Genomic DNA, 17,132 nt, shown 5'->3' on the forward strand with positions numbered 1-17,132 from the left:
GATTACTTCCTCTTCGCCTTCTTGTCCGCGCCGTGACCGTAATAGGTACGGGTGGGAGCGAATTCACCGAACTTGTGTCCGACCATGTCTTCGTTGACGCTGACCGGAATGTGCTTCGAGCCGTTGTAGACGCCGAACGTCAGACCAACGAACTGGGGCAAGATCGTGGAGCGACGGCTCCACATCTTGATTACTTCTGCGCGTCCGCCTTCGCGTACCTTCTCAGCCTTCTTGAGAAGATAGCCGTCAACAAACGGACCTTTCCATACTGAACGAGCCATTGAACGACTTCCCTTCTCTTACTTCTTGCGCTGATGGCGCGAACGCATGATGAACTTGTCCGTGGACTTGTTCGAACGGGTGCGCTTGCCCTTGGTCGGCTTGCCCCACGGGGTCACCGGGTGGCGACCGCCGGAGGTGCGGCCTTCACCACCGCCGTGCGGATGGTCGACCGGGTTCATGACGACGCCGCGGTTATGCGGGGTCTTGCCGCGCCAGCGGGTACGGCCGGCCTTGCCGTCGTTGATGTTGCCGTGGTCCGGATTGGACACGGCGCCGACGGTCGCCAGGCACGAGCCCGGAACGAGGCGCTGTTCGCCCGAGTTCAGGCGCAGGATCGCCATGCCGGCATCGCGGCCGACGAGCTGGACGTAGGTGCCTGCAGAGCGGGCGATCTGACCGCCCTTGCCCGGCTTCATCTCGACGTTGTGAACGATCGAGCCGACCGGAATGTACTGCAGCGGCATGGTGTTGCCCGGCTTCACGTCGACAGCCTTGTCGGAAGCGATGACCTTGTCGCCGGCAGCGAGGCGCTGCGGAGCGAGGATGTAGGCCTGTTCGCCGTCCGCGTAGGTGACGAGCGCGATGAACGCCGTGCGGTTCGGGTCGTATTCCAGACGCTCGACCGTGCCTTCGACGTCGAACTTGCGACGCTTGAAGTCGATCAGGCGATAGGTACGCTTGTGACCGCCGCCGATGAAGCGGGCGGTGATGCGGCCGAGGTTGTTACGGCCGCCGCTCTTGGTGAGACCTTCCGTCAGCGTCTTGACCGGCTTGCCTTTCCAGAGGCCCGAACGGTCGACGATGACCAGCTGACGCTGGCTCGGGGTCGTCGGATTGTAGCTTTTCAATGCCATTGTATCTTACCTCAGAGACCGGTGGAGACGTCGATCGTCTGACCTTCGGCCAGGGTGACGACAGCCTTCTTGACGTCCTTCTGCTTGCCGATGAAGCCGCGGAAGCGCTTCACCTTGCCCTTGCGGACCAGCGTATTGACGGCAGTGACCTTCACACCGAAGAGCGCTTCCACGGCAGCCTTGATTTCCGGCTTGGAAGCAGTCTTGGCAACGTTGAAGACGACCTGGTTCTGCTCGGATACCAGCGTCGACTTTTCGGTGATCGAGGGAGATACGATCACATCATAGTGGCGAAGATCGGTCACTTGAAACGCTCCTCTAGGGCTTCCACAGCAGCCTTGGAAAGCACGAGCTTGCCGCGGCGCAGGATGTCGTAAACATTGATGCCCTGGACCGGCAGCACGTCCACGTTCGGGATGTTCTGAGCGGCGAGCTTGAAGTTGTTGTCGAGCTCGGCGCCGTCGATGACCAGCGCATTGGTGAGACCGAGCGAAGCGAAGGTGCCGGCGAGCGCCTTGGTCTTGGCTTCGGCAGCAACCAGGCTGTCGACGATGATGATGTCTTCAGCCTTCATCTTGGCAGACAGAGCGTGACGCAGAGCGAGCGCGCGAACCTTCTTGGGAAGGTCGTGCTCGTGGCTGCGGACGACCGGGCCGTGGGCCTTGCCACCGCCGCGGAACTGCGGAGCGCGAGCGGAATGGTGACGGGCGCGGCCCGTACCCTTCTGCTTGTACATCTTCGCGCCGGTGCGGGCGATCTCGGAACGGCCCTTCGACTTGTGGGTGCCCTGCTGCTTCTTGGCAAGCTGCCAACGAACCATGCGGGCCAGGATATCTTCGCGGGGGTCGAGGCCGAAAATCTCGTCCGACAGGGCTACCTTGCCGGCGTCTTTTCCCTCGAGGGTCTTGACGTTAAATTCCATTGTAGCTGGCTCCCTTACTTCGCGGCCGACTTGACGGCGTCGCGAACGACGATCCAGGCGCCCTTGGAGCCGGGGACGGCACCCTTGACGAGGATCAGGCCACGGTTCTCGTCGGTGGAGACGACTTCGAGGTTCTGGGTGGTGACGCGGGTCTGGCCCATGTGACCAGCCATGCGCTTGCCCTTCCAGACGCGGCCCGGATCCTGGTTGTTACCGGTCGAACCATGCGAACGGTGCGAAACGGACACACCGTGCGTGGCGCGCAGACCACCGAAGTTATGGCGCTTCATGGCGCCCGCGAAACCCTTACCGATCGTGGTGCCGGTGACGTCGACCAGCTGGCCGGCCTGGAAATGGGCCGCCGTCAGCTCGGTGCCGACATCGATCAGATTGTCTTCGGAAACGCGAAACTCGACGAGCTTCGCCTTCGGCTCGACGTTGGCGACGGCAAAGTTGCCGCGCATCGCCTTGGTGGTGTTCTTCACCTTGGCCGTGCCCGCACCCAGCTGAAGAGCGGTATAGCCGTTCTTCTCGACGGTGCGGTGCGCGACGACCTGGCAGTTTTCCAGCCGCAATACGGTTACCGGGATATGCTCGCCGGCGTCGTTGTAGACGCGGGTCATTCCCACCTTCTGTGCAATTACACCTGAACGCATCGGTTCAATCCTTCTCACTCAGCCCGAAACCGAAGTCTCAGAGCTTGATCTCAACATCGACACCGGCGGCGAGGTCGAGCTTCATCAGCGCGTCCACCGTCTGCGGGGTCGGGTCAACGATATCGAGAAGGCGCTTGTGCGTGCGCATCTCGAACTGCTCGCGGCTCTTCTTGTCGATGTGGGGGGACCGGTTAACCGTAAACTTCTCGATGCGGGTCGGAAGCGGAACGGGGCCCCGGACGCTCGCGCCGGTGCGCTTCGCCGTCGACACGATCTCGCGCGTGGAAGCATCGAGAATCCGGTGATCGAACGCCTTCAGGCGAATGCGGATATTTTGGCCGTTCATTCGACGTTATCCTTGTTGTCTGTTATCCGCGTGCCAACGAATACGGCACGGGTTTTTCTTTCTTTCCTAAGGCGGACCACCGGTTTCAAAGATCGAAGGGGACGCCGCTGCCGACATCCCTTTCCAGTCTTCGGGCCTTGAGGCCCACCTTATGTTTTGATTGCTGCCCCGAAAGCCGAAGCAGGGGCAAATCGCGCTCGCGCGCCATTTGCTACATTTTTATGTCATAAGCAAGCGGCTATCCGCCGCTTGCTTAAAAGATTTCCATGCAATCGGCGCAGATCAGGTCTGCGCCGAATTCCATCACTCGACGATGGAAGCGACGATGCCTGCACCGACGGTGCGGCCGCCTTCACGGATGGCGAAGCGCAGCTTCTCTTCCATCGCGATCGGCACGATCAGCTCCACGTCGACCGTCACGTTGTCGCCCGGCATCACCATTTCCGTGCCTTCCGGCAGCGTCACGATGCCCGTCACGTCCGTCGTGCGGAAGTAGAACTGCGGACGGTAGTTCGTGAAGAACGGCGTATGACGGCCGCCCTCTTCCTTCGTCAGGATGTAGGCTTCGGCCTTGAACTTCTTGTGCGGCTTCACCGAACCCGGCTTGCACAGGATCTGGCCGCGCTCGACGCCGTTGCGGTCGACACCGCGCAGCAGCGCGCCGATGTTGTCGCCGGCCTGGCCCTGGTCCAGCAGCTTGCGGAACATCTCGACGCCCGTGCAGGTCGTCTTCGTCGTCGGACGGATGCCGACGATCTCGACTTCCTCACCGACCTTGATGATGCCGCGCTCGACGCGGCCCGTCACAACCGTGCCGCGGCCCGAGATCGAGAACACGTCTTCGATCGGCATCAGGAACGGCTGGTCGATCGGACGCTCCGGCGTCGGGATATAGGCATCAACCTGCGCCATCAGCTCGCGGATCGCGTCTTCGCCGATCTTCTTGTCCGAATCTTCCAGCGCCGCAAGCGCAGAACCCTTGACGATCGGAATGTCGTCGCCCGGGAAGTCGTAGGACGACAGAAGCTCGCGCACTTCAAGCTCGACAAGCTCCAGAAGCTCCGCGTCGTCGACCTGGTCGACCTTGTTCAGGAACACGACGATCGCCGGAACGCCGACCTGGCGGGCCAGCAGGATGTGCTCGCGCGTCTGCGGCATCGGGCCGTCGGCAGCCGACACGACCAGGATCGCGCCGTCCATCTGCGCCGCACCCGTGATCATGTTCTTCACATAGTCGGCGTGGCCGGGGCAGTCGACGTGAGCATAGTGACGGTTCGGCGTCTCGTATTCCACGTGCGCCGTCGAAATCGTGATCCCGCGCGCCTTCTCCTCAGGAGCCGCGTCGATCTGGTCATACGCCTTGAACTCGCCGAAATACTTCGTGATCGCTGCCGTCAACGACGTCTTCCCATGGTCAACGTGACCAATCGTGCCAATGTTGACGTGCGGCTTGTTCCGCTCAAACTTGCTCTTTGCCATTTCCGGCTCTCCGTTCTTGTCCCCTTCCGGGGATAAAAATCTCTACTGTTTCAGGCGGGATACTCCGGTCACTTCTGACCGGAGTACTTGGCCTGGATTTCCTGGGCCACGTTCGTCGGAACCGGCGCGTAATGGTCGAAGACCATCGAATACTGCGCACGGCCCTGCGACATGGAGCGCAGGTTGTCGACGTACTTGAACATGTTCGCCAGCGGCACATGCGCATCGACCACGATAGCGATGCCACGCGCTTCCTGGCCCTGGATCTGGCCACGGCGGGAGTTCAGGTCGCCGATCACGTCGCCGACGTAATCTTCCGGCGTCACGACCTCGACCTTCATGATCGGCTCGAGGAGCTGGGCGCCGGCCTTCTTGGCTGCTTCGCGGAAGCAGGCACGGGCCGCGATTTCGAAGGCGAGGACCGACGAGTCTACGTCGTGGTAGGCACCGTCGATAAGGGTCGCCTTGACGCCGAGCATCGGGAAGCCTGCGAGCGGACCGGAGGAGAGCACGCTTTCGATGCCCTTCTGGACGCCCGGAACGTATTCCTTCGGAACCGCGCCGCCGACGATCTTCGACTCGAACTTGAAGTCTTCGCCGTCCGGATTCGGCTCGAACAGGATCTTGACGCGCGCGAACTGGCCCGAACCACCGGACTGCTTCTTGTGCGTGTAATCCTCTTCGTGCTGCTTCGTGATCGTTTCACGATAGGCAACCTGCGGAGCACCGACGTTGGCTTCGACCTTGAACTCGCGACGCATGCGGTCGACGATGATGTCGAGGTGAAGTTCGCCCATGCCGGCAATGATCGTCTGGCCGGATTCCTCGTCCGACTTGACGCGGAAGGACGGGTCTTCGGCAGCGAGGCGGTTGAGCGCGAGGCCCATCTTTTCCTGGTCGCCCTTGGACTTCGGCTCGATGGCGATCTGGATGACCGGCTCCGGGAATTCCATGCGCTCGAGGATGACCGGCTTCAGCGGATCGCAGAGCGTGTCGCCCGTGGTGGTTTCCTTGAGGCCTGCGAGAGCGACGATATCGCCTGCGAAGGCTTCTTCGATGTCCTCACGGGAGTTGGAGTGCATCTGCAGCATGCGGCCGACGCGCTCGCGCTTTTCCTTGACCGTGTTCTGCAGCGAGGAGCCCTTTTCGAGCTTGCCCGAGTAGATGCGGCAGAAGGTGAGCGAACCGACGAAGGGGTCGTTCATGATCTTGAAGGCGAGCATGGAGAGCGGCTCGCTGTCGTCCGCATGGCGCTCGATCTCGGCTTCGGTCTTGACGTCGATACCCTTGATCGACGGGATGTCGGCCGGCGACGGCAGGAAATCCACGACGGCGTCGAGCAGCGGCTGTACGCCCTTGTTCTTGAAGGCGGAGCCGCAGAACATCGGGAAGAACTTGACGTCGATCGTACCGCGGCGGATGAGCGCGCGGATCTTGTCGTTGTCCGGCATTTCGCCTTCGAGATAGGCTTCCATCGCTTCTTCGTCGATCTCGACAACCGTCTCGATCAGCTTTTCGCGATATTCTTCAGCCCTGGCCTTCAGGTCGGCCGGGATTTCGACGACGTCCCACTGGGCGCCGAGGGATTCGTCGCGCCATACGAGAGCGTTCATCTCGATCAGGTCGACGACGCCCTTGAAGTCGCTTTCAGCGCCGATCGGCAGCTGGCAGACGACGGCAGTCGCGCCGAGACGGGTCTTGATCATCTCGACGGAGCGGTAGAAGTCCGCACCGGTCTTGTCCATCTTGTTGCAGAAGATCATCCGCGGGACGTTGTACTTGTCGGCCTGGCGCCAGACGGTTTCCGTCTGCGGCTCAACGCCGGCATTGGCGTCGAGAAGGGCGACCGCACCGTCGAGCACGCGCAGCGAACGCTCGACTTCGATGGTGAAGTCGACGTGGCCGGGGGTGTCGATGATGTTGAAGCGGCGGGTCTTGCCGTCACGGCCCTTCCAGAAGGTCGTGGTCGCAGCGGAGGTGATCGTGATGCCACGCTCCTGCTCCTGCTCCATCCAGTCCATCGTGGCCGCGCCATCGTGAACTTCGCCGATCTTGTGCGACTTGCCGGTGTAGTAAAGGATACGCTCGGTGGTCGTGGTCTTGCCGGCGTCGATATGCGCCATGATACCGAAATTTCGGTAGTCTTCGATTTTATACTCGCGAGCCATAGGACTGCCTTTCGAAATTCGATCGGATGAAGATTACCAACGGTAGTGCGAGAATGCGCGGTTGGCGTCGGCCATCTTGTGCGTGTCTTCACGCTTCTTGACGGCGCTGCCGCGGTTGTTGGCGGCATCCATAAGTTCACCGGAAAGGCGATCGACCATGGTCGTCTCGTTACGCTTACGGGCGGCGGCGATCACCCAGCGGATCGCGAGTGCCTGGCGGCGCTCCGGACGCACGTCGACCGGAACCTGGTACGTGGCACCACCAACGCGGCGCGAGCGGACTTCGACATGCGGCGCGACGTTGTCGAGCGCCTGATGGAAGATACCCAGCGGGTCCTGCTTGGACTTGCCCTGCACGGCGTCGAACGCGCCATATACGATGTTTTCCGCCACGGACTTCTTGCCGTGGAGCATGATCGCATTCATGAACTTCGTGACGACGAGATCACCGAACTTCGGATCCGGGTTGATCTCACGCTTTTCTGCACGATGGCGTCGGGACATACTTCTTCTCGTCTCTCAATTGTTATGGGCGCTTTATCACGCGGAGAACCTCGCGCAGCGCCGGATCAGTTAAAACCCGAAGATCACTTCGGACGCTTCGCACCGTACTTCGAACGGCGCTGCTTACGGTTCTTGACACCCTGGGTATCGAGAACGCCACGGATGATGTGGTAGCGAACACCCGGCAAGTCCTTGACACGGCCGCCACGGATCATGACGACAGAGTGTTCCTGCAGGTTGTGCCCCTCACCCGGGATGTAGCCGATGACTTCGAAGCCGTTGGTCAGGCGGATCTTGGCAACCTTACGCAGAGCCGAGTTCGGCTTCTTCGGGGTCGTGGTATAGACGCGGGTGCAAACGCCGCGCTTCTGCGGGTTCTCCTGCAGGGCAGGAACCTTGTTGCGCTTTACCTGTGCCTGACGCGGCTTGCGGATCAGCTGGTTTACGGTAGGCATATAACCATCCCTTGCAAATTCTTCTTCCAAAGCCCTTGTCAGGGCCATCCTGATGCCGTTTCCGGCGACGACACACACATCTCCTCATGCGCAAAACGTGGCCCGATCCGATTTTCCGGATGGACCACAAAAGGCAGAGGACGCATTCCTCATGCGTCATGCGTGCAGCATTCGTGTCTTCAACGTGCGTATGGAACCGTGTCTGAGGCGTACTCCGGAACGAGTCGTCCCAGACGGGCAAGCCTCACATCGCTTCCGATGCGGGGCGTTTACTGTTTTCCCCCCTGCCCGTCAAGGCCCACGCCGAAAATATTCCCGCAAAGCCCGGGATTCCGGCCCCAAACGACGCTCCGCGGACAAGGTTTCGTGAGATTTTCCGCCTTCGCGCCGATAGTGTTTGGGAATCGGTGCCGATCGCACTAAAGAGTGCGGGAACATTCCACATCGTTCCGTCTTCGGACGGCATCGATAATTTGCTTCGCGGAGATGACCATGATTACCACCCCGGACAACGACAACAATCTCGACGGGCCGATGGTCTTCATCATCATCGGCAAGGGCTACGAGGTCAAGGGCGGCGACGGCGTCGACCTGCATATCATGCTGCGGGCGCCGGACGACGATTCCGCCGTGCGCGAGGCACTCAACGCCCTTTCCGAAGAGGGCTTTCTGGAAGCCGACCTCGACCAGATCGGCGTGCTCACCGACGAGCCTACGGAAGAGCCGCATGCCTCCGCCTACCAGGGCGCGCTCGAAGGCGAAGTGGCGATCATCCGGTTCGAATAGCCGGATCGGCAGTCATCGTTCACACCTGCGGGACGAAACTGAAAGCTCGAACCTGAGACGAAAAACGCCCGGATTCCTCCGGGCGTTTTTTATTGGAAGGAGGGCGCCCGAACGAGCGCCCTGCCCCGCAATCCTATTCGGCGGCGGGGGCGTTTTCGCCTGCCATGTCCTGCAGCATCGGGGTTGCCGACGCGGCGCCGGAACCCTTCTTGCGCTCCTCGAGGATGAGGTCGTCGCGCGAGGTGGCGATGCGGCGGATCTGGGTCATGGTGCCGCCCGTACCGGCCGGGATGAGGCGGCCGACGATGACGTTCTCCTTGAGACCCTGCAGCGTATCCATCTTGCCGGCGATCGCAGCTTCCGTGAGGACCTTGGTGGTCTCCTGGAAGGAAGCGGCCGAGATGAAGGACGGGGTCTGCAGCGACGCCTTGGTGATGCCGAGCAGAACCGGTTCGCCGTAGGCGAGCTTCTTGCCTTCCTCGGCAAGGCGCTCGTTGGCGTCTTCCAGCTCGATCCGGTCGACATTGTCACCGACGATGTACTGGCTGTCGCCGGCATCGGTGATCTCGACCTTCTGCAGCATCTGACGGACGATGACCTCGATGTGCTTGTCGTTGATGACAACGCCCTGCAGGCGGTAGACTTCCTGGATTTCGTTGACCAGGTAGGAGGCTAGAGCCTCCACGCCCTTGATCGCCAGGATGTCGTGCGGCGCAGGGTTGCCGTCGAGGATGTAATCGCCCTTCTCGATGTAGTCGCCGTCCTGAAGATGGAAGGGCTTGCCCTTCGGGATCAGGTATTCGACCGGTTCGACACCGTCTTCCGCCGGCTCGATCATGACGCGACGCTTGTTCTTGTAGTCGCGACCCAGCCGGATCGTGCCATCGATCTCAGCGATGATGGCGTGATCCTTCGGACGGCGCGCTTCGAAGAGCTCGGCGACGCGCGGCAGACCACCGGTGATGTCCTTGGTCTTGGCGCTTTCCATCGGGATACGTGCGAGAACGTCACCCTGGGAGACCTTCTGGCCCGGCTCGACGGACAGGATCGCGTCGACCGACAGCTGGAAGCGGGCTTCGCCGCCACGCGACAGCTTGGCGATCGCACCGGAAGCGTCCTTGATGACGATCGCAGGCTTGAGGTCCGAACCACGCGGCGTCGAACGCCAGTCGATGACCTGGCGCTTGGTGATGCCGGTGGATTCGTCGGTCGATTCCGAGACGGAGATGCCGTCGACGACATCCTCGAACTGAACCGTGCCTTCGACTTCGGTCATCATCGGGCGGGTATAGGGATCCCACTCGGCGAGACGCTGACCGCGGCGGACCTTGTCGCCGTCATCCACGAACAGCTTCGAACCGTAGGCGACGCGCTGCGAGGACCGCTCGACGCCGCGCTCGTCCAGGATGGTGATCGCCATGTTGCGACCCATCGCGACAAGCACGCCTTCGGAGTTGCGCAGCAGGTTGCGGTTCTTGATCTGGATCGTGCCTTCGTAGGACGCTTCCAGGAACGACTGGTCGACCACGTTCGCCGTACCGCCCAGGTGGAAGGTACGCATGGTGAGCTGGGTACCCGGCTCGCCGATCGACTGAGCGGCGATGACGCCGACAGCTTCACCGATGTTGACCGGCGTACCGCGTGCCAGGTCGCGGCCGTAGCAGACCGAGCAGACGCCCGTCTGCACTTCGCAGGTCAGCGCCGAACGGATGCGGACGGACTGGATGCCGGCCTTCTCGATGTCTGCGACGTGCGGCTCCAGGATCATCTGGCCGGCCTTGACGATGTTCTCGCCGGTGACCGGGTTGTCGATGTCGTCGAGCGCCGTGCGGCCGAGGATGCGGGCGCCGAGCGACGCCACGACCTGACCGGCATCGACGATCGCCGTCATGGTGAGGCCCTTGTCGGTGCCGCAATCGACCAGGTTGACGATGCAATCCTGCGCGACGTCGACGAGACGACGGGTCAGGTAGCCGGAGTTCGCGGTCTTCAAGGCGGTGTCTGCCAGACCCTTGCGGGCGCCGTGCGTCGAGTTGAAGTACTCATTCACGGTCAGGCCTTCCTTGAAGTTCGAGATGATCGGCGTCTCGATGATCTCACCCGACGGCTTCGCCATCAGGCCACGCATGCCGCCAAGCTGGCGCATCTGGTTCGGAGAACCACGTGCACCCGAATGGGACATCATGTAGATCGAGTTCATCGGCTTCTGGCGACCGTTGTCGTCGAACTCGACGGCCTTGATGCGGGCCATCATCTCTTCGGCGACCTTCTCGGTGGCCTTGCCCCAAGCATCGACGACCTTGTTGTACTTCTCGCCCTGGGTGATCAGGCCGTCATTGTACTGCTGCTCGTATTCCTTCACCAGCGCTTCGGTATCGCCGACGATCTTCTGCTTGCTGTCCGGAATGATCATGTCGTCCTTGCCGAACGAAATGCCGGCGCGGCAGGCATGGGTGAAGCCGAGCTGCATGATGCGGTCGCAGAAGATGACCGTGTCCTTCTGGCCGCAGTGACGGTAGACCGTGTCGATCATCCTGGAGATGTTCTTCTTGGTCATTTCCTGGTTGCAGATGTCGAACGGAACGTTGACGTTCTTCGGCAGCAGCTCGCCGATGATCATGCGGCCGGGCGTGGTCTCATAGATCTTCGAAACCGGCTTGCCTTCGGCGTCGACGGTCTTGAAGCGGCCCTTGATCTTGGCGTGCAGGGTGACGACCTTGTTTTCCAGAGCGTGATGCAGTTCGCCCATGTCGGAGAAGGCCATGCCCTCGCCCGGCTCGTTCTGGTTCAGGATCGACAGGTAATAGAGGCCGAGAACCATGTCCTGCGACGGAACGATGATCGGGGCACCGTTCGCGGGATGCAGGATGTTGTTCGTCGACATCATCAGCACGCGGGCTTCGAGCTGGGCTTCGAGCGACAGCGGCACGTGAACGGCCATCTGGTCACCGTCGAAGTCGGCGTTGAAGGCCGTGCAGACGAGCGGATGCAGCTGGATCGCCTTGCCTTCGACCAGGATCGGTTCGAAGGCCTGGATACCCAGGCGGTGCAGCGTCGGCGCGCGGTTCAGGAGAACCGGATGCTCGCGGATGACCTCGTCGAGGATATCCCAGACTTCCGGCTTTTCCTTCTCGACCAGCTTCTTCGCCTGCTTGACGGTCGAGGAGTAACCCTTTGCGTCGAGGCGGGCGTAGATGAACGGCTTGAAGAGCTCGAGCGCCATCTTCTTCGGCAGGCCGCACTGGTGCAGCTTCAGCTCCGGGCCGGTCACGATGACCGAACGGCCGGAATAGTCGACGCGCTTGCCGAGCAGGTTCTGACGGAAGCGGCCCTGCTTGCCCTTGAGCATGTCGGACAGCGACTTCAGCGGACGCTTGTTGGCGCCGGTGATGACGCGGCCGCGGCGGCCGTTGTCGAACAGCGCATCGACAGATTCCTGCAGCATGCGCTTTTCGTTGCGGATGATGATGCCCGGAGCGCGCAGCTCGATGAGGCGCTTCAGACGATTGTTACGGTTGATGACGCGGCGATAGAGATCGTTGAGGTCGGACGTCGCGAAACGGCCGCCATCCAGCGGAACCAGCGGACGCAGGTCCGGCGGGATGACCGGAACGACCTTCATGATCATCCATTCCGGGCGGTTGCCGGACTCGATGAAGTTCTCGACGATCTTCAGGCGCTTCATCAGCTTCTTCTGCTTGAGATCCGACGTGGTGTCGGCAAGCTCGGAGCGCAGGTCGCCGGCGATCTTTTCGAGATTCATCGAAGCGAGCATCTCGTAGATGGCCTCGGCGCCGATCATCGCGGTGAACTGATCTTCGCCGAACTCGTCGACGGCGATCATGTACTCCTCTTCAGAGAGAAGCTGGTTCTCCTTGAGCGAGGTCAGGCCCGGCTCGGTGACGATGTAGTTCTCGAAATAGAGAACGCGCTCGACATCCTTCAGCGTCATGTCGAGAAGGGTCGCGATACGGGACGGAAGCGACTTCAGGAACCAGATATGGGCAACGGGCGCAGCGAGCTCGATATGGCCCATGCGCTCACGGCGAACGCGCGACAGCGTGACTTCGACGCCGCACTTTTCGCAGATGATGCCCTTGTACTTCATGCGCTTGTACTTGCCGCACAGGCACTCGTAGTCCTTGATCGGTCCGAAGATGCGCGCGCAGAAGAGGCCGTCGCGTTCCGGCTTGAACGTACGGTAGTTGATGGTCTCCGGCTTTTTGATTTCGCCGTAGGACCAGGAGAGAATCTTCTCCGGCGACGCGATCGAGATACGGATCGAATCGAAGTGCTGCGCAGGCACCTGCGGATTGAAAAGATTCATGACCTCTTGGTTCATGCCTATCTCCTTTAGGGGCGGGTTACGCCCTCGGCTTGCGACCGGTACAGTCCAAATTCCCGGGACGGACGGTCCGGTGCTCTTAAATGGTCATAGCCGCGAAATGCGGCAAAAGTTCCCGATCCTGCCGGCAAAACCGGCGGCGGGAGCGGCGCGCGCAAAAAGCGCGCGCCTTTCTTGTCGTTATTCGGCTGCGTCGGGCAGCTGACCCTCGGCCGGGGTCTCGATCTTGGAGTTCTCCAGCTCGACCGAAAGCCCCAGCGAGCGCATTTCCTTGACGAGAACGTTGAAGCTCTCCGGAATGCCCGCCTCGAAGGTATCGTCGCCGCGGACGATCGCTTCGTAGACCTTGGTACGGCCGGCCACGTCGTCCGACTTCACGGTCAGCATTTCCTGCAGCGTGTAGGCGGCGCCGTAAGCTTCGAGAGCCCAGACCTCCATTTCGCCGAAGCGCTGGCCGCCGAACTGCGCCTTGCCGCCCAGCGGCTGCTGGGTGACGAGCGAGTACGGACCGATCGAACGGGCGTGGATCTTGTCGTCCACGAGGTGGTTCAGCTTGATCATGTACATGTAGCCGACGGTGACCTTGCGGTCGAAGGGCTCACCCGTGCGGCCATCGTACAGGACCGACTGACCCGACGGATCGAGACCGGCCTTCTTCAGCATGGAAGCCACATCCGGCTCGTGAGCGCCGTCGAAGACCGGCGTCGCGATGGAGATGCCGCGCTTGGACTGCTCGGCGAGACGGACGAGGGACTCGTCGTCGAAATTCGCCACTTCGTCGTTCGCGAGGCTCTCGTAGACGTCCTTCAGCTCCCGCTTGAGCTCGGTGATGTCGGTCGACTTCCTGTACTCTTCCAGCATCTGGCCGATGCGCTTGCCCATGCCGGCGCAAGCCCATGCGAGGTGCGTCTCCAGGATCTGGCCGACGTTCATGCGCGAAGGCACGCCGAGCGGGTTCAGAACGATGTCGACATGCGTACCGTCTTCGAGGAACGGCATGTCCTCGACCGGAACGATGCGGGAGACGACGCCCTTGTTGCCGTGACGGCCGGCCATCTTGTCACCCGGCTGGATCTTGCGCTTCACAGCGACGAAGACCTTGACCATCTTCATGACGCCCGGAGGCATTTCGTCGCCGCGCTGGACCTTCTCGACCTTGTCCATGAAGCGCTGTTCGAGGCGCGACTTGGATTCGTCGTACTGGGCACGGAGGGCTTCGATCTCGCCCTGGACCTTCTCGTCCTCGACGGCGAACATCCACCACTGCGACCGCGGGTATTCCGAGATCACGGCGTTCGAAAGCTCGACGCCCTTCTTGAAGCCCTTCGGGCCGGCAACCGACATCTGGCCGCGCAGCATGTCCGTCAGACGGCCATAGACGTTGCGGTCGAGGATCGCCTGTTCGTCGTCGCGGTCCTTGGCGAGGCGTTCGATTTCCTCACGCTCGATCGCCATGGCACGTTCGTCCTTTTCGACGCCGTGACGGTTGAAGACGCGGACTTCGACGACCGTGCCGAAAGTGCCCGGAGGCATGCGCATGGACGTGTCGCGAACGTCGGAAGCCTTTTCACCGAAGATGGCGCGCAGAAGCTTTTCTTCCGGCGTCATCGGGCTTTCGCCCTTCGGGGTGATCTTGCCGACAAGGATATCGCCCGGCTGGACTTCGGCGCCGATATAGACGATGCCGGCTTCGTCGAGGTTCTTCAGCGCTTCTTCCGAAACGTTCGGAATGTCGCGCGTGATTTCTTCCGGACCAAGCTTGGTGTCACGCGCCATCACTTCGAATTCCTCGATGTGGATGGAGGTGAACACATCGTCCGACACGATGCGCTCGGAGAGCAGGATCGAGTCTTCGTAGTTGTAGCCGTTCCAGGGCATGAACGCGACGAGCGCGTTGCGGCCGAGAGCCAGGTCGCCGAGGTCGGTCGACGGACCGTCCGCGATGATGTCGCCCTTGTTCAGAACGTCGCCGACGGAAACCAGCGGGCGCTGGTTGACGCAGGTGTTCTGGTTCGAACGCTGGAACTTCTGCAGACGATAGATATCGACGCCCGACTTCGACGGATCGAGGTCTTCGGTGGCGCGGATAACGATACGGGTCGCATCGACCTGGTCGACCACGCCGCCGCGGCGGGCAGCGATCGCCGCACCGGAATCGCGGGCGACGACCGGCTCCATGCCGGTGCCGACGAACGGAGCCTCGGCGCGCACCAGCGGCACGGCCTGACGCTGCATGTTCGAGCCCATGAGAGCGCGGTTGGCGTCGTCGTTTTCCAGGAACGGGATCAGCGCGGCTGCGACCGAAACGAGCTGCTTCGGCGAGACGTCCATCAGGTTGATGGTGTCGCGCGGAGCGAGCATCACTTCGCCGGCATGGCGGCAGACCACGAACTCTTCCGAGAACGAGCCATCCGCCTCGAGCGGCGCGTTCGCCTGGGCCACGTAGTACTTCGCCTCTTCCATGGCGGAGAGATAAAGCACGTCGTTGGTCACCCTGCCGTCGACGATCTTGCGGTACGGGCTTTCGATGAAGCCGTACTTGTTGACGCGGGCAAACGTCGCAAGCGAGTTGATCAGACCGATGTTCGGGCCTTCCGGCGTCTCGATCGGGCAGATACGGCCGTAGTGGGTCGGGTGAACGTCGCGGACTTCGAAGCCTGCGCGCTCGCGGGTCAGACCGCCCGGGCCAAGAGCCGAAAGACGGCGCTTGTGGGTGATTTCAGACAGCGGGTTCACCTGGTCCATGAACTGCGACAGCTGCGAGGAGCCGAAGAATTCGCGAACGGCAGCTGCTGCCGGCTTGGCGTTGATCAGGTCCTGCGGCATGACGGTGTCGATCTCGATCGACGACATGCGCTCCTTGATGGCGCGCTCCATGCGCAGGAGACCCAGGCGATACTGGTTCTCCATCAGCTCGCCGACCGAACGGACGCGGCGGTTGCCGAGGTTGTCGATATCGTCGATCTCGCCCTTGCCGTCGCGCAGCTCGACCAGCATCTTGACCACAGCCAGAATGTCGTCCTTGCGCAACGTGCGGACGGTATCCGGAACGTCGAGGTCGAGGCGCATGTTCATCTTTACGCGGCCGACGGCGGAGAGGTCGTAACGCTCCGCATCGAAGAACAGCGAGTTGAACATGGCTTCGGCCGATTCCATGGTCGGCGGCTCGCCCGGACGCATGACGCGATAGATATCGAACAGGGCGTCCTGGCGGTTCTCGTTCTTGTCGGCCGCAAGCGTGTTGCGGATGTAGGCGCCGACATTGATGTGGTCGATGCCGAGGATCGGAATCTCGTCGAAACCTGCGTTCAGGATGATCGGCAGGGTCTTCTCGTCGATCTCGTCGCCGGCTTCCAGATAGATCTCGCCGGTTTCCGCATTGACGATGTCTTCGGCGAGATAGGTGCCGTAGAGATCGTCATTGGTCGCCTTCAGCGCCTTCAGACCCTTGTCGGAAAGCTGGCGCAGGAGGCGCGGGGTGAGCTTCTTGCCGGCCTCGACGACGACTTCGCCGGTATCGGCGTCCACCATCTCGGAGAGAGCCTTCGCACCCTTCAGGGTTTCCGGCTGGAACGGAATCCGCCAGCCCTCGCCGTCCCGCTCGTAGATGGACTTCGTATAGAAGGTCGACAGGATATCCTCGCCGTCCATGCCGAGCGCCATCAGAAGCGAGGTCACGGGGATCTTGCGGCGGCGGTCGATACGGGCGAAGACGATGTCCTTGGCGTCGAATTCGATATCGAGCCAGGAACCGCGATAGGGAATGACGCGGGCGGCGAAAAGCAGCTTGCCGGAAGAGTGGCTCTTGCCCTTGTCGTGGTCGAAGAAGACGCCCGGCGAGCGGTGCATCTGGGACACGATCACGCGTTCGGTGCCGTTCACGATGAACGTACCGTTATCGGTCATGAGCGGCATGTCGCCCATGTAGACGGACTGTTCCTTGATGTCCTTGATGGACTTCGCGCCGGTATCCTCGTCGATATCGAACACGATGAGACGCAGCGTCACCTTGAGAGGCGCCGCATAGGTCAGATCGCGCTGGCGGCATTCTTCCACGTCGAACTTCGGCGGTTCGAATTCGTAGGACACGAATTCGAGCATGGAGGCGCCGGAAAAATCGGTGATCGGGAAAACCGACTTGAAGACGGCGTTCAGACCCTCGTCCGGGCGGCCGCCCTTCGGTTCGTCGACCATCAGAAACTGGTCATAGGACGCCTTCTGAACCTCGATGAGGTTCGGCATTTCCGTGACTTCGGGGATTTTTCCAAAAAACTTGCGTACGCGCCTGCGACCATTAAACGAAAGGGTCTGAGCCATCGTCGCTCCTTCAAAAAT

13 protein-coding genes are annotated in these 17,132 nt (G+C 61.5%); 1 reads left to right on the forward strand and 12 read right to left on the reverse strand.

What is annotated here, in order from left to right:
• Positions 1–2 precede the first annotated feature (2 nt).
• From rpsS to rpsL, 10 genes are all read right to left on the reverse strand, one after another.
• Entirely contained in the window at positions 3–281 is a 279-nt protein-coding gene (gene rpsS, locus QTA58_RS23725; protein WP_085423139.1) for a 30S ribosomal protein S19, read from the reverse strand.
• Between the two features lie 18 nt (positions 282–299).
• Entirely contained in the window at positions 300–1,136 is an 837-nt protein-coding gene (gene rplB, locus QTA58_RS23730) for a 50S ribosomal protein L2 (protein WP_289671140.1), read from the reverse strand.
• 11 nt (positions 1,137–1,147) lie between these two features.
• Positions 1,148–1,441, reverse strand: a complete 294-nt coding sequence (locus tag QTA58_RS23735) for a 50S ribosomal protein L23 (protein ID WP_046792692.1) — start codon at positions 1,439–1,441, stop codon at positions 1,148–1,150.
• Entirely contained in the window at positions 1,438–2,058 is a 621-nt protein-coding gene (rplD, locus tag QTA58_RS23740; RefSeq protein WP_085423137.1) for a 50S ribosomal protein L4, read from the reverse strand. Before rplD ends, QTA58_RS23735 begins: the two co-directional genes overlap by 4 nt.
• Before the next feature lie 14 nt (positions 2,059–2,072).
• Positions 2,073–2,714: a 50S ribosomal protein L3 gene (rplC, locus tag QTA58_RS23745; protein ID WP_085423136.1), complete on the reverse strand. Its 642-nt coding sequence runs from the start codon at positions 2,712–2,714 to the stop codon at positions 2,073–2,075.
• 37 nt (positions 2,715–2,751) lie between these two features.
• Positions 2,752–3,060, reverse strand: coding sequence for a 30S ribosomal protein S10 (gene rpsJ / locus QTA58_RS23750; protein ID WP_003547547.1), 309 nt, complete (start codon positions 3,058–3,060; stop codon positions 2,752–2,754).
• 303 nt (positions 3,061–3,363) lie between these two features.
• Positions 3,364–4,539 carry an elongation factor Tu gene (gene tuf / locus QTA58_RS23755; RefSeq protein ID WP_085423122.1) on the reverse strand — a complete coding sequence of 392 codons (1,176 nt, stop codon included), beginning with the start codon at positions 4,537–4,539 and terminating at the stop codon, positions 3,364–3,366.
• A 68-nt stretch (positions 4,540–4,607) separates the two neighbouring features.
• On the reverse strand, positions 4,608–6,707 hold the full coding sequence (gene fusA, locus QTA58_RS23760; RefSeq protein ID WP_085423135.1) for an elongation factor G: 2,100 nt from the start codon (positions 6,705–6,707) through the stop codon (positions 4,608–4,610).
• A 33-nt stretch (positions 6,708–6,740) separates the two neighbouring features.
• Positions 6,741–7,211: a 30S ribosomal protein S7 gene (rpsG, locus tag QTA58_RS23765; RefSeq protein WP_085423134.1), complete on the reverse strand. Its 471-nt coding sequence runs from the start codon at positions 7,209–7,211 to the stop codon at positions 6,741–6,743.
• An 83-nt stretch (positions 7,212–7,294) separates the two neighbouring features.
• Positions 7,295–7,666, reverse strand: coding sequence for a 30S ribosomal protein S12 (rpsL, locus tag QTA58_RS23770; protein ID WP_003507760.1), 372 nt, complete (start codon positions 7,664–7,666; stop codon positions 7,295–7,297).
• A gap of 492 nt (positions 7,667–8,158) precedes the next feature.
• On the opposite strand from rpsL, the gene QTA58_RS23775 reads away from it, so the two are divergent.
• The gene (locus QTA58_RS23775; protein ID WP_085423133.1) at positions 8,159–8,452 is read left to right on the forward strand and encodes a transcriptional regulator; all 294 of its coding nucleotides are present in this window, start codon (positions 8,159–8,161) and stop codon (positions 8,450–8,452) included.
• Between the two features lie 133 nt (positions 8,453–8,585).
• Here QTA58_RS23775 and rpoC read toward each other — a convergent pair whose 3' ends face one another.
• Positions 8,586–12,794, reverse strand: a complete 4,209-nt coding sequence (gene rpoC, locus QTA58_RS23780) for a DNA-directed RNA polymerase subunit beta' (protein WP_085423132.1) — start codon at positions 12,792–12,794, stop codon at positions 8,586–8,588.
• Between the two features lie 183 nt (positions 12,795–12,977).
• Positions 12,978–17,114: a DNA-directed RNA polymerase subunit beta gene (gene rpoB, locus QTA58_RS23785; RefSeq protein WP_289671185.1), complete on the reverse strand. Its 4,137-nt coding sequence runs from the start codon at positions 17,112–17,114 to the stop codon at positions 12,978–12,980.
• Between the last annotated feature and the right edge of the window lie 18 nt (positions 17,115–17,132).

The sequence above is a fragment of the Neorhizobium sp. CSC1952 genome, assembly GCF_030378245.1.
Classification (GTDB): Bacteria; Pseudomonadota; Alphaproteobacteria; order Rhizobiales; family Rhizobiaceae; genus Neorhizobium; species Neorhizobium oryzae_A.